The organism is Paenibacillus sp. GCM10023252 (assembly GCF_042653305.1).
Lineage (GTDB): Bacteria > Bacillota > Bacilli > Paenibacillales > Paenibacillaceae > Pristimantibacillus.
On record NZ_JBHSHW010000001.1, the window covers coordinates 1 to 13,861 of the forward strand.

A 13,861-nucleotide genomic window follows, 5' to 3' on the forward strand; every position below is an offset into this window, starting at 1 on the left:
GGAAAGCGAACAATTGGAAGCCATCGTCAAGTACAGTACATACCAGAAAGAAAAGTCGAAGAAGTGGCAGCAAGATATTAGCAAGCTAGACAATTGGCAGTACGATGAGCCCGAAGATACATGGACGTGTGTGGCTGGTCGTAAACTGCTGTTTCGTTATGAATCAAAGGAAACGACAGAGAGCGGTTATGAAATTCGGAAACGGCATTACCGAAGTGCAAACTGCGAAGGTTGCCCGTTAAAAGAAGCTTGTACAAAGGCGCAAGGAAATCGTGAAATTACCGTAAGTATGAAGTACCTGCACTACAAGCGGGAGGCACGAGAGAAGCTCCAAAGCGAGGAAGGGTACGCCTTGTCGGTTCGGAGGATGATCGAGCCAGAAAGCGTATTTGGACAAGTAAAAAACAACCGGGGATTCCGACGTTTCCTGCTTCGAGGCCTGCCCAAGGTAAGCCTTGAGGTCGGGTGGCTTTCGCTTGCCCACAATTTGCTTAAGAAAGCCGCAATAGACCAAAAGCCAAAAATGGCGATGTAGGGATAACCTCCCTAGCATCGCCATTTTTTCGTTTTTTGCAACTATTCCATCCTAGCGAGCTGTCTCCTCTAGTGAGCACACCTACTTTTGAGACAGCCCCGTCTTGTCCTCCAGAGCTCTACCTAGCCGGCGCAGCTCATCCTTCTCAGCTTGGGACAGGAGCTGCTCGAAGTCCTGCACATAGATATCGCCCTTAGGACTTGGGATGACTGGCTCAGCCGCTTGAACGGTTGCTGATATTCCGAACCATAGGACGAGCAGCAGCGGAACCGTCCGCAGCATGCCCCTGATCAAGATCAGCTTCGCAGCAGCCTCGAGCCCGCTCATAACACGATGTCCCAGCTGGCTCTATTTGGATGGATAGTGCCTGCTTCGTCTGGAGAGGTATTGAAGTCTACCTTAGGCGCATCCTCGGCACCTGACGACGGCCTGAAGTATTCCTTGGCGTCGAAGCCCGTCATTCCAGCTATGAGATTGCCGGGGAACCTCTTGATGAGCCGATTGTAATCCGCCACAGCGTCATTGTAATCGCCCCTCGCGACCGCAATGCGATTCTCTGTGCCGGCAAGCTCATCCATCAGCTGTATGAACGCCTTGTCCGACCTCAGTGTCGGATAATTCTCGAAGATGACCAAGAGGCGGCCCAATGCGCCGGACAGCTGCTCATCTGCCTCAGCCTCTCATCTGGTGTGCGAGCTCCTCCAAGTGCTGCTCGAGCATCCGTTACTTCCTTTATGACTTCCTTCTCCTGCTTGGCTATGCCCTGTACCGTCTCAACCAAGTTGGGAATAAGATCATATCTGCGCTGGAGATCCACATTCACTCTTCCCCACTTCTGATCAACGGTCTCCTCTGCACTGACGAACTTGTTATAGCTGCCAGCCAGCATTGCACCTACTATGACGACAATGACCACCAATCCGATTATGGGCAGCAAGCAGCCCTTACCTCTCACATTCACACGAACACCCTCCTCGAGATCATTTTATTCTATGTATACCTTTCCCCTATCTCACTCTAACCAACACGAGGCCCCGGCTATATCTATACAGATTCACACCGAGGAACGGGAACGTCTATTCTACTCCTGTCACGAATCTGTTAATATAAGAGGCGGAAAGGATATGATCCTCCTATGAACAGACAACCAACCGATGAGAATCGTATAGCGGATGACCTAATCGAATTATTCTCCGGGAAGCAGGAGAGAACGATTGGCCCACAGCGTTCCTTGGCAGATCATCGCGGAGCCATCCATGTGGAAGTGACCCTTCGTCCATTCATCTGCGGCTTCGACAAGCAATGGTTCGGCGTGGAGCTTAGACTCGGTCCTCATCCTAATAAAATGTATATCGTTCACCGCATCCGTGACTTCCTCCGCTGCGTGGAACGGAGAGTTCCTTACGTGATGACCAGGCACTTCACATATGAACCCGAGCTGCATCGCTTCGATGAGGCGGATGCAGCCTTAATCAATGAGCTGTCGAAGGTGTATGCTTACGAATTAATGTATCGAGATACACTCTCCGGCCAAGTTCCAGGTTCACGTGCGGTGAGCGGGGATCGGATGCTGCTCATTCCTTCATTCGCTTGGGGAGACATGGAGCCTATGCTGTCAGATGCACCGAACGTCCTGCTTGCTAGTGAGAAGAATAGCGTGATGGAATGGGCGGTCACGGATGAGCCGTTGCCCCTCCTCTTCACTATTGATCAAGGGGAGCAGGAGCCCTATCAGCTTGCGATTGACGGCTTGGACCCTCTCATCTTAATGGATGACTACAGGCTGGTGCTGAACGAAGGCAAGGTCCACCGAATAGCTGCGGAGCAGAGCAAGAGGCTGCGGCACTTAATGAAGACACTAGGCTATGCAGGACAAGCTAAGATCTCTCTAGAGGCGAAGCAGATGGAGACCTTCATGCATAGTGTCATTCCAGGTCTGATGAAGCTGGGCCGTGTTGAGATGGCCGATTCCGTTGCTGACCGCATGCTGCATGCCCCGCTGAGAGCTAAGCTATATCTGGATCGTGTACGGAATCGCTTGCTAGCCGCGCTTGAATTCCAGTATGGAGATATCGTCATTAACCCCATTGAGAGCGCGGCATCAACGAGAGGATCGGAGCTCATCCTCGTGCGGGATGCAGAGGGGGAACGAGCGATTCTTGAGCTGATGGAGCAGGGTTCCTTCAACGTGACGGAATCAGGCTTCATGATGGACAATGAGGAATCGGAGTTCGACTTCCTGACGACCATTGTCCCTAAGCTGGAGGAGCGTCTGACCGTCTATGCTACTTCAGCTGTACGCTCTAGAATCCATACCGGACCTATGGATCTGGAGATTAAGGTTGAAGTGGATGAGCGGACAGACTGGCTTGACTTCAAGGTGGACATGGGTACGATCTCTGAATCGGAGATCCGTCAGCTGCTGAAGTCACTTCAGGAGAAGCGGAAGTACCATCGCCTCTCATCAGGAGCCTTGCTGCCGCTGGATAATGAGAGGTACCAAGCCATCATTCGGTATCTGAACGAGGCAGGACTGAAGGGCAGTGACTGGAGGGAAGGCGGCATTCGTATTCCAGCCGCTCGCGGTCTGGCCTTCCTGAACCTGCCCCTGCCTGACAAGGGAATTAAGCTGGGCAAGTCCTTCCGCAAGCTGCTGGACCATATGCGAAGTCCCGATCATCTTGACTTCCCTATTCCAGTTAATCTTGCTCCTGTGCTTCGCGACTACCAAGCGTATGGCTACCAATGGATGAAGACACTGGCCCATTATCGGTTCGGCGGCATCTTGGCCGATGATATGGGACTTGGCAAGACCATTCAGAGCATCGCCTTCCTTGTCTCCGTCCTGCCGCAGATGCGAGAGCGCCGAACCCCCTCTCTCGTCATTGCCCCTTCTTCCCTCATCTACAACTGGCACAACGAGCTGAAGCGATTCGCTCCAGAAGTGAAGGTGCTGCTGATGGAGGGATCGAAGCAAGAGCGTACGAGGTTGTTCAAGACATCCATTCATGAGAAAGCAGATGTCATCATCACCTCGTATCCACTGCTGCGACAAGACTTGAGCCACTATGCCAAGCTGAGCTTCCATACGCTCATTCTAGATGAGGCACAAGTGTTCAAGAATGACTCGACCTTAACGGCGCAAGCCGTCAAGTCCATTCAAGCTGACTATCGTTATGCACTGACTGGGACACCGATAGAGAATTCCCTCGTCGAGCTATGGTCAATCTTCGGGGCTGTATTCCCTGAGCTGTTCCCAGAGCGGAGAGAGTTCCAAGAGCTGTCGAGAGAGTCAATCGCGAGGAAGATTCGTCCCTTCATGCTTCGCCGCCTGAAGTCTGATGTGCTCAAGGAGCTGCCTGACAAGATTGAGACGATACAGTCGTCTAAGCTGCTCCCTGCGCAGAATAAGCTCTACGTCGCCTACCTGGTCAAGCTGCAGCAGGAGACGCTGAAGCATATGGAGGAGAAGTCGCTTGATCAGAATCGGATTCGCATATTGGCAGGAATTACGAGACTCCGCCAGCTGTGCTGCCACCCTGCTCTATTCGTCGAAGGCTATGAAGGCGGTTCTGGCAAGCTGGAGCAGCTGCTTGATGTTATCGAGGAATGCCGGAATGCCGGCAAGCGGGTGCTGATCTTCTCCCAATTCACAGAGATGCTGGGGATGATTAGCCGAGAGCTAGGGTACCAAGGGGCAGCTCACTTCTACTTGGACGGTCAGACACCTGCCCGTGAGCGCGTCCAGCTGTGCAGCAGGTTCAATGAGGGGGAACGTGAGCTGTTCCTCATCTCCCTGAAGGCCGGGGGAACGGGCCTTAATCTGACCGGGGCAGACACCGTTATTCTATATGATCTGTGGTGGAATCCAGCTGTTGAGCAGCAAGCAGCTGATCGCGCCCATCGTATCGGACAGAAGAAGGTGGTTCAAGTCATTCGGCTGGTTGCCCAAGGTACAATCGAGGACAAGATGTATGAGCTCCAGCTGAAGAAGAAGAATCTCATTGATGAAGTAATCAATGAGCCGGGCCATGAGTCGATTACCTCTTTTTCGGAGCAGGAGTTAAGGGAGATTCTGTCGTTGGAGTGAGTGGGGAATATAAGAACGGCGATTGTCCCTAGAGTCATACCTCAGGAGGAACAATCGCCGTATGTTGTGTTATTGGAATAAGACATTCCGTCTTCTATGCTTAAGCAGTTCGGGAAGAGCGACGCCTAGCAGGACGAGACCGACCCCAATCCACTGTAGTGAGCTCACGTGCTCACCTAAGACGATGGACGAGACAAGGACAGCTACTGGGAGCTCTGCCGCACCAAGTATACCAGCCATCCCCTCTCCCACATGGGGCACTCCAACAGCGAAGAGTACGGGTGGGATGAAGGCTCCGAACAAGCCCAGCAGCAAGCCGTAGAGCAGCAGACTATCCAGCAGCAGACCATTGAACAAGAAGGCCGGCGGGAACAAGATGAACACCAGCGCCATACCGCCCCCAAGCATCCATACACTGCGGTATGCTGCATGAACCTGTGGCATGACCTTACCGCTGAATAGGATGAATAGGGTGTAGCTTACGGCAGACAGCAAGCCCAGGACGACACCCATGAGCTCCAGTCTCCCTGTCCCCTGCTCCATAATTCCAGCTGCAAGCAGTGTGCCTCCGAACAAGACGAGAAGGGTAAGCAGCATCATGCCATTGGGCCTCTTCCGCTGCGTAATAGACTGAATGAGAACGCCGATCCAGGTGAACTGGAACAGCAGGATAATGGCAAGTGATGCTGGAATGTACTTCAATGATTGATAATAGAGCAAGCCTGTTACAGCTGTCGGTGTTCCTGCCGCCATGAGCAGCAAGCGATGCTTCCAATGTAGTCTTACGGGAGCAGCAGCTGACTCTTCGTGCCGATTCGAGGCAAGTTGACTTCTCTGACGAAGCTTCGTATAGAACGCAAGTCCGCAGGCTAGAATAAATCCTACGAACAGCTGGCTTCCTACCACCTCTCCAAGCGTATAGCCTTCTCCATAGGCGAGCACGACAATCGTAGATAGAATGCCATAGCTGACGGCTCCAAGCAATACGGATAACCTGTACTTCATCTTGATGATGAACCTCCTTCTGTTAATCTCATAGTTGTCTATAGATAACAAAAAACCTAACTCCGAATAGGTCAATGCTATGAGCAATGATCCATCTTCGTAGTTAGGAAGTTAAGGCTTCCCGTAGAAACCCTCACCCTGATGCTGCAGCTGTGCTGCCGTGAGGTTATACGATGAAATATTCAATTAGTCGTTGAGCACAACGCTCCATATATTACATGACAGGTTAGCTTATGTCAATGTTAAGTAATTGGTAAGGGCATTCTACCGTAAGCCTGTCTTCGGTATGCACGTCCGGTTATTGTGCCCGGAAGCCATACCCGCCAACGGATGCAATAGGATCGGAATCGGGCAGCAGCCCGGCGCTCTGACTTCGCATCATGACATCAACAAGCCATCTTGTGAATGGAGCGACATTCATCTCAGCCATAGCTTCCAGATCATAGAATCCAGCAGCATCTACTTCGATACCGTCTGGCTTAGGCTCCCCTGAGCTATATTCCATCGCAAATGCGATATACACGTTATGAACCACCCGCGGCTGGTCCCTGACCGCCACAATTCGGGTAACGACGGCTTCTACTCCCGCCTCTTCAAGCACTTCTCGAGCAATCGTGTCATGAATCATCTCGAGCTGCTCCACATAGCCGCCAGGATTCGTCCAGTATCCCTTGCCTGGATCTTGTGCCCTGCGGACGAGCAGGATCTTGCCATCTCTTGTGACGAGCGCCCCTGCCCCAATGCTGTAATTGCCCCAGTGAACGAAGCTGCAGCCTGCTCCTGTACAGGCTCTGCGGATGATTCCATCAATCTCTCTTGACTCTAGCGGCAGCCCGCATGTCATACAGAACTTAGCTTCCATTCCTTAACCCGCCTAACTAAGAAGTATAATGGTAGATGAGTAATTAGATGATCTAGTATAATGAGCGTTGTTAACGATTGCGTGAGATGAGCTTCGTCAGCAGCCGAATCGTCATCCAGAATCCGGATAGTCCGCCGAGAATCAGCCGAAGTCCGAGCCTCCTGGAGCGATAGTGGCGATACAGCGCCAGATGCGTATTCGACAGCGTCTCCACGCTTCTCTTCAGCTTAACGTGGAACGGCAGGCTCTTCCAAGTCTGAAGTCCAATACGATAATCCCTGTCGAAAAATCGCTTCATCTCCTCTATTCTCTCCTGCGGAGAGCCCTCAAGAGATAAGCTCTCGTATGCCTGCAGCGCTTCCTTCCCTACATGAGGCAGCTCCTCTCGAATGATGCAATCGAAGCGCTCCGCCTTCACCTGCATGATGAATGACTCCCACTCCATCTGCTCTTCTGCCGACAATGGCTTACTCTGAAGATAGGACTTCCCCATATAGGTAATGAGTATATCTGCGGTATCCAGCCTGCCCCACATGAGATCATTGGCGCGCCAGCGGCGATCCAGGAATCCTGCGAAGGCCGCAAGGTCATCGCTCACGAGCTTGGCGCTGCCGCTAAGGCCGAGCGTTGCTGCGTCCGACGAGCTGATTCGGAGCAGCTGGAGCTTGTTCATCTCCCCTTCATGTCCAAGCATGAGCGGGAATGCGAAGACGTCAATGGAGATGAATCTCCTTAGTGCTTCCTTCAGCTGAGGCCAGAGAGGGAGGTTGCCGTCCATCCCAAGTGCCTCAGCTATGGCCTTCTTGTGGCCGCAGCTCTGAATCGTATGCTCGATAGAGCTTGACAGACGATCGATTAGACTTCGGACCGCAGATTCAGACGGCTGCCCCCCGCATAGCTGCTGGAGCGCATCTTCCCAGCCTCTGAAGGTCCGCCGGTTACCCGATGATACGTGCCACCATTGCTGCTCCAGTTGACGAAGATCGTCGACGGCCGCCCAGAGCGCGGTTTTGTACCGAAGGAGAAGCGTAGTCTCGGTCTGCTCCTGATCGCTCAACTCCGACAGCCGCCCATTAATCTTCTGAATATGCAGCGTGAAGTAACGACAGATGAAGGAGATATCCGGTATTCTCATTCCGCCGATGAGCAGGCCAAGCTGCCCGTTGTCCTTCATTGCGGTTAGACTTGTCTTCACCGTTTGCAGAGCTGGCTCAAGTCCGCTTAGCTCAGAGCGATGTACGGTCTTAGCAAGGTAATAAGCTTGTAAGGATTCGAGCAGACTCTGCTCCCACTTCTCCATCCGCAAGCGGCAGTAAGGCAGGTAGGCTGCTATCTGTTCGACTTCCTGACTAGCATCTGCCTTAGCGATTGCCTCAAGAATACTCTTGAAGGAGTCTGCACGAGCTCGTTCATTCTGAATCGCGATGAGGTGATCGTAGATGGATTGGTATCGGGGTATTGCAAGATAACTGCTGAGCGCCTCCATCAGATCAGGCTTGGAGGTGTAGCGCTCCTCATTCTGGTTCAGATGGGTATCGGTTGGGGTCGGGTCCAGGAACAGCAGCCACCTGTCGACCTTACGATCAGCTGAGCGGCTGAAGATCGTATCGAGGACAGGCGCGAACGGCTTGTTATCTGTTAGCAATCCATCGTGAAGGTAGACCTGATCTCGGGGATCGTACTTGCTTGCATCGGGGTATACTTCATCCATGTCGAAGGCCTGTTCGGGAAAAGCCGCCGGCATTGCCGATGTTGCACGAGAGATGCGAGCCAGCAGATCATCGTTCTCCTTGCCTTCAAAGTCGTTCGTAAATGTACCGACATCTGTCCCTGCACCTGCGGCTCTACGGTACTTCCGATGGAACATCACTCCGTGAGTTAGACCTTCAATCTCTTGACCCTTGCTGTCGGATATCGCCCAGCGGCGGCCTCTAATATCACTGGCGGAGACGAACAGATCGAGTGTATGCACCTGACTCTTGCGTTCCTCTGCAAGGTTCGGCGACTGAGACGCTTGCTTCGACAGCTCATCGAAGCAGCCCTTCAACTCCCGCAGCATGAAGCTCCCGTTCAACAGGGTGTCACTAGCCCCGCCCTCGTGGTTGAGCAGATGCTTAAGATCTGCGGTATCTCTCCACAGCTTCTTCACGCCATTCAGGTCTGTGCCTGTAGCCAGAGCCTTCGATAGAAGCACGCCATTAATGCCGCCGGCTGAATTCCCTGCAATGATGTCGATGACAATCTCACTGTTCATCCGTCTCAGGAGATCGGTATAGCTATTCTGGTTGGAATCCGACTTCGCCCCTCTGCGCGCACGCGTTACGTGCAAGAGCTCCTCTGACACACCGTTCATGTACACCGCAAGCGATACGCCCCCGTATAACACGAGCGCAATTCGTATCTCCTTAGCCAGTTCCATTACAGATCCCTCTCCCTAACCAGATTGAGTCCGTCTATAATCAGGTGTCGTAGTCTGCGTCGAATTCTATTATATTATGATCAAGATCCGTGATATAGATCTGAGTGAACCCCGCCACGCTGTTCGGACGGGCTTCGTAATGAAGTCCTGCCTGTTCCAGGAATGCGATCGTCTCTCTATAGCTCTTCACCCATACAGCGAAGTGACCGTCAGTCGTATCGATGCCGCCTTCCCTGAGCGCCTCTCCATGGGGAGTCTCAATGAGATGAAGCTGCTGAGTTCCGATGGCATACCATACCCCTCTGGATTGGAATGGAGGCCGTTCAATCTCTTGCATGAGAAGCGTATTCGTGTAGAAGCTGCGAGCCCGCTCCAGATCTCTGACGGCTAAGCTCACATGATGAATTCTCTCCATCTGGATCATGTCAACATTCCCCCTCCATTAGTCCCGTGGATAGTCCACTCGCATGATGTCCATGAACGGCACCTTCGTGACTACATCTTGAAGCTCGATATGAACCTTGCCTGTTCGTGAGTCCATCCCTACAATAACACCGCGTACTGATTCTTCCCAGCCCCACACGGTGAGCTCGATGACAGACTTTTCTTGACTCGCTTCCGAGAGCTGGTTGCCGATTTCCTCCAGCACGAATTCGTCTCTCGTCGGTCTTTTTGCAACTTTTGCCTTCGCCATGCTAATTCCTCCAACCCCTTCCTATTCCAGTACGTATCTCCATGGATAATCGACAGCCTTCGTTATGCCGATACGAGGCGTAACCTGAATGCTTCGGCTCGTCTCTGCCCTCTCGAGCCATAGATTCTGGTCCGCACTGTGCATCAGATCATGGCCGTTCCACTGGAGATCAATTCCCATCGCCTTCGCCAGCCGGCCAGGACCGTCAATTCGCTTCACCAGCTTATCCTCATGTCCCTCAAGCAGCTCACCGCCGCGCAGCAGGACAGCCCCTACCCCTCCATCTTCATGGGCAATGATGTTCATGCAATGATGCAGCCCATAGATCAGGTACACGTAGAGAATTCCAACCTCTCCGAACATGAATCGGTTGCGTGGTGTCACAGCTCGGCTCGCATGGCTGGCGGGATCATCGGTCCCTCTATACGCTTCAGTCTCGGTTAGCCGTATACGAATCTGCTCATCTCCGACTCTCCTCACCAGATGGCAGCCTAGCAGGTCTCTCGCAACGGTACGGGTGTCTCTAGCCAGGAAGGTGCGTTCCGCCTTCATTCACTAACCTCCTGAATTGAATCCCTAATTCTGTGTTCCCCTATTTGACTTTACGCTCCCTTGGCATGATACCAGCAGCTCCGCTCAACAGTCTATATCCTTGTTTAATGGCATGCAGCAACCATTCCGGAACTTTCTTCCCCAGCATATAGGGATATAAGTTGCGATGCGCCCATAATAGCATGCTCCATCGGTTATCGTTGCCTTCTTGCACATATTCGGAGACGTCGATTACTTTACCGCGGCCGTTCTGCAGGAGGACGTTCTTGAGATGAATATCACGGGGGTTAAGTCCTCTGCTTCGAACGAGCGTCCTAGCTTCCTCTACATCATGAATGACCTGATCAGGAACCGGAATGCCTTCCGTCAGACATTCATGCAGCGTGACGCCTGGCTCATAGCTGAGGATGAGGTATCGGTCACCTTCCCCGTAGCATTGCGGGAAGTATGGAATACCCTGCAGCCGTTCATAGACCATTGATTCAAGCTTCTTCTTCTCCAAGGCAAGCTCAGAGTACATCTTGTAAGCATAACCTGGAGTTGAGGGATGGGTGAATACCGCAGCATCCGTTCCAATCCCGATACAGATTAGCCCATACTGCTCCGGTTGTCCGGTTAGAATCACCGGCTTGTTCTTCTCATTGCCGATAACGGCGATCTGCCGGAGTGCTTCTGCTGCTGTTGTGTAGTCCATGCTCATTGTACTGCCCTCCGTATACCGTTCCTACATTCTTCATTCCAGTTGTATACGTGATGGAATAGGTTGAAGTGCCGCTCAGATCAGCTTCTTAATCTGCACTTCGATAATAATGGCAGAATTGCTCATCCCTCGTATACCCGCAGCGCTCATACAACCGCTGAGCCTCTAGGTTATCCAGGGCGGTTGCCAGCTCCAGCCCCTTAGCTCTCATCCTCTTGGCGTAACGCTGAGCTTGGTCCAGCAGCAGCTGGGCAATACCTTGCTTGCGATAGCTCTCATGGACATAGAGATCATTCAGCAGATAGACACGCTTCATGGATACAGATGAGAATATCGGGTACAGCTGCGTGAAGCCAGCTAGCTTACCACTCTCTATATGCTGGACGATGAATAAGACCGACTCCTGATGCTCTAATCGCTCGAACAGGAATGCTCGCGCTCCGTTAAGGTCAGTTGCCTGCTCATAGAATACTCGATACTGGTCGAACAGCTCGGTCAGCGGCTCCAGATCTTCAATCGTTGCTTGTCTAACTTCATAGGTGTGCAGCATGGCTGGTCTCCTTATCTTATTATCATTCATCAGTTCAGAGAATCCATAATGGCATCCACATTGCTCTTGGCCCTGAGATTGAGTGCTCGCTTATCCTTCAGGCCATAATTCGACAACTCATGCCCAGGATCAACAATGAGCGGTTGCGCTATAATATTTTCCAATATGGTCACCGTTTCCTTAAGACTTCGCAATAGCAGAGGCTGAGGCATAATCGGTCTCAACTGCTTGATGATCGCCATCATCCGCTCCGCATACATTAATCTCACTATGCTGTCTGAGCTCATGAGATGACGAGAAGTGAAGACGATAATGTTCTCAATAATGAGCACATGCTTCACATTCATAGCTATGAGTTGAAGAGCCGAGACAGCATCCCAGTTGCGAATTGATAATTCACGAGAATGCTGCTCGATCATCTCCTGCCCCCACTCTATCTGGAGAGACTCAGGTACGTCATAGCTTTTGAACTCCTCGTACAAGCCATCTCGGTGCATCTGCACGAAGCTCCCGTAGTATTGAATATACAGCTCCTTAGCTCGTTCAGCCTGTTCTGTCATGGTGAATCACCTTCTCTGTCTCGTTCTCCGCTTCCGTTCTACTCTATCATATATTTTTTTGCTGATATTGACCACGAGCATATATAGGACAAATACGATGAATCCCATAAAAATATCCGATTCTACTGTTGACCAATAGAGATTTATCGTTTGTCGTGAGTCGTTTTGTATGAGGATAGACTGTTCATTTTTCAAATATGTAATGTCGCTTGCATTAGTAAAATTGTAATTCAAAACAATGTCCACCAGCAAAGGAAAGCTAACAGAAATAATCAATGCAATGATGATGTGCAGGATAACGAATCTCATCTCTATCACCCGCCAACGATTATTAGGAGTGCGACGGTCACTAGACATGCTCCTCTCTTTTTTTTGACAAAAAAAGCATCCAGAGAACGACCATCTCTGAATACTTAGGTATGTGCTCATTATAGCATCGGAAGAGCTTCGCATACAGCCTGTTCACTTCGAGCGAGGAGGCCTCCTGCTATATTCACTGAGGGTGCCTGTAATCAAGCCAATCATTCCGAACAGGATGATAGCTGTCTCGATCTGAAGTCCGAACTCATTAACTTCTTGCTGCTCATATAGAAGATGGAATAAGTAGTGCCCGGTCCATCCGCTAATAGCGGTATAGGTAAGCACTTGTATAACAGATCGAGCGGCCTGATCTCTCATTCGGCTGCAAGCCCGATCTATGATATAGAAGGTCAGGAAGTAAAAGGGAATGGCAGTAGAGCTGCCGATAAAAGCTGCAAATGGAGCTAGGTCCAGATGATGCGAAGCCCTAATCTTACTTCCCTCCACAGCTTCCAAAATCCAGAGTCCTGCCCCAACTTGCAAGGCATACAATAGGCTTAAGAAAAGCGTTCGGTTGGTGTCGTTCATTCCTATGTGTCCCGCTCCTCTCCCGAGGATAAGCTTCCTCCTAGCAGCTCCAGTCGAATGGTCCGGGCTCGCTCGGAGTGCGAATCCACGTACGAGCACCCGTTGGATGCTAGACTCTCGTACTGCGACTCAGTATGACCGTAGCATCCTGCTCTAATCCACTGGTCCATGAAGGATTCGAAGCTGAAGCCCAGTCGCTGGCCAAGCGTCTCTATGTCATAAGACAAGAATAGCACTTCCCCAGGCCGCAATCCTACATCAATGCCAAGATAACCGCCTGCCCCGTTGCGAGTGAATAGCAGGGAGTTATTCCAGATGTCAGCTGCAGGCCCCTCCTCCTCCATGCATCCGTCTTCACGCAATAGCTGATATTCGACTAGCTTGCTTAGATCCCACAGTCCATCATCGAGCAGGCCGCCGCTCTCTTCGTTAGGCATGCACCAATGGAAGTGTACCCTCGCGGAGAAGGTCAGCAGGATATTGCGATAAGAAGCTGGCAGCATATGCCCTAAAGCCTGCTCCACTTCCTCGATATCTGCAAGGGCAGCAGGAGGAGCTATGGACAAATGCCCGGTCCCTCCGCTCTGCTGGCAATAACTCAGAACCGAATGCATAAGAGAAGACCATTCCGCCGTGTTACATTCGAACCCATTAGCCAGCATAGCACCATACCGCTTGTCCGTGCCTGACTTCTCATAGCGCTTCCCGCCCCATCGAACCCAGGCTGACAGTTCAGAACGATGATGTGGAATCTCTTCCCGGTATTGGTCATTCTCCTGCAAGAAGGCTGTACCAGTCTCTGTTACTAGATACTCGACGGGCATTATAATCGGGTGTCGAGCATTCTTCGGCACGATATAGCGATGCTTGACTAGCTGCTCCTGGAACTTCAGCCACTCTACCGCGGTCAGCTTGTAATCTGCATAATGAAGCGGCTGTTGATGCCGTAGCTGATACAATACATGATACAAGAGTCTCACTTCATCGCCACCTTGTCTTAGATAGG

The 13,861-nt window shown here is 51.6% G+C and carries 14 protein-coding genes, 1 pseudogene and 1 riboswitch; of the genes and pseudogenes, 2 read left to right on the forward strand and 13 right to left on the reverse strand.

What is annotated here, in order from left to right:
* The coding region (locus ACFO9Q_RS00005; protein WP_379177369.1) for a transposase at positions 1–535 on the forward strand (535 nt) is incomplete at its 5' end.
* 81 nt (positions 536–616) lie between these two features.
* Here the strand turns inward: ACFO9Q_RS00005 and ACFO9Q_RS00010 are convergent.
* Complete coding sequence (locus ACFO9Q_RS00010) at positions 617–862, reverse strand: hypothetical protein (protein WP_379177371.1); 246 nt, start codon at positions 860–862, stop codon at positions 617–619.
* Positions 859–1,424: pseudogene (locus ACFO9Q_RS00015) on the reverse strand (LemA family protein). The gene ACFO9Q_RS00010 and the pseudogene ACFO9Q_RS00015 overlap by 4 nt, the downstream one beginning before the upstream one ends.
* A gap of 246 nt (positions 1,425–1,670) precedes the next feature.
* On the opposite strand from ACFO9Q_RS00015, the gene ACFO9Q_RS00020 reads away from it, so the two are divergent.
* Positions 1,671–4,625 carry a DEAD/DEAH box helicase gene (locus ACFO9Q_RS00020; protein WP_379177373.1) on the forward strand — a complete coding sequence of 985 codons (2,955 nt, stop codon included), beginning with the start codon at positions 1,671–1,673 and terminating at the stop codon, positions 4,623–4,625.
* A 69-nt stretch (positions 4,626–4,694) separates the two neighbouring features.
* On the opposite strand, the gene ACFO9Q_RS00025 is transcribed toward ACFO9Q_RS00020, so the two are convergent.
* The 11 genes from ACFO9Q_RS00025 to ACFO9Q_RS00075 all read right to left on the reverse strand — a co-directional run bounded on the left by ACFO9Q_RS00025 (position 4,695) and on the right by ACFO9Q_RS00075 (position 13,835).
* Positions 4,695–5,630, reverse strand: a complete 936-nt coding sequence (locus ACFO9Q_RS00025) for an EamA family transporter (protein WP_379177375.1) — start codon at positions 5,628–5,630, stop codon at positions 4,695–4,697.
* A gap of 80 nt (positions 5,631–5,710) precedes the next feature.
* A riboswitch (purine riboswitch) is annotated at positions 5,711–5,824 on the reverse strand.
* Between the two features lie 104 nt (positions 5,825–5,928).
* Positions 5,929–6,492, reverse strand: a complete 564-nt coding sequence (locus ACFO9Q_RS00030) for an NUDIX domain-containing protein (RefSeq protein WP_379177377.1) — start codon at positions 6,490–6,492, stop codon at positions 5,929–5,931.
* Between the two features lie 70 nt (positions 6,493–6,562).
* Positions 6,563–8,911 carry a patatin-like protein gene (locus tag ACFO9Q_RS00035; protein ID WP_379177379.1) on the reverse strand — a complete coding sequence of 783 codons (2,349 nt, stop codon included), beginning with the start codon at positions 8,909–8,911 and terminating at the stop codon, positions 6,563–6,565.
* Between the two features lie 40 nt (positions 8,912–8,951).
* A complete protein-coding gene (locus ACFO9Q_RS00040; RefSeq protein ID WP_379177381.1) occupies positions 8,952–9,335 on the reverse strand; it encodes a VOC family protein in 384 nt (127 codons plus the stop codon).
* An 18-nt stretch (positions 9,336–9,353) separates the two neighbouring features.
* Positions 9,354–9,605 (reverse strand): YolD-like family protein, encoded by a 252-nt coding sequence (locus ACFO9Q_RS00045; protein WP_379177383.1) that lies wholly within the window; start codon positions 9,603–9,605, stop codon positions 9,354–9,356.
* 21 nt (positions 9,606–9,626) lie between these two features.
* On the reverse strand, positions 9,627–10,157 hold the full coding sequence (locus ACFO9Q_RS00050) for a DNA-3-methyladenine glycosylase (RefSeq protein ID WP_379177385.1): 531 nt from the start codon (positions 10,155–10,157) through the stop codon (positions 9,627–9,629).
* 40 nt (positions 10,158–10,197) lie between these two features.
* Positions 10,198–10,857, reverse strand: a complete 660-nt coding sequence (locus ACFO9Q_RS00055; RefSeq protein ID WP_379177387.1) for a serine/threonine protein kinase — start codon at positions 10,855–10,857, stop codon at positions 10,198–10,200.
* Between the two features lie 88 nt (positions 10,858–10,945).
* Positions 10,946–11,407, reverse strand: a complete 462-nt coding sequence (locus ACFO9Q_RS00060; RefSeq protein ID WP_379177389.1) for a GNAT family N-acetyltransferase — start codon at positions 11,405–11,407, stop codon at positions 10,946–10,948.
* A gap of 29 nt (positions 11,408–11,436) precedes the next feature.
* Positions 11,437–11,967, reverse strand: coding sequence for a hypothetical protein (locus ACFO9Q_RS00065; protein ID WP_379177391.1), 531 nt, complete (start codon positions 11,965–11,967; stop codon positions 11,437–11,439).
* A 462-nt stretch (positions 11,968–12,429) separates the two neighbouring features.
* Complete coding sequence (locus ACFO9Q_RS00070) at positions 12,430–12,855, reverse strand: hypothetical protein (RefSeq protein WP_379177392.1); 426 nt, start codon at positions 12,853–12,855, stop codon at positions 12,430–12,432.
* A 2-nt stretch (positions 12,856–12,857) separates the two neighbouring features.
* Positions 12,858–13,835 carry an SMI1/KNR4 family protein gene (locus ACFO9Q_RS00075; protein ID WP_379177393.1) on the reverse strand — a complete coding sequence of 326 codons (978 nt, stop codon included), beginning with the start codon at positions 13,833–13,835 and terminating at the stop codon, positions 12,858–12,860.
* Positions 13,836–13,861 lie beyond the last annotated feature (26 nt).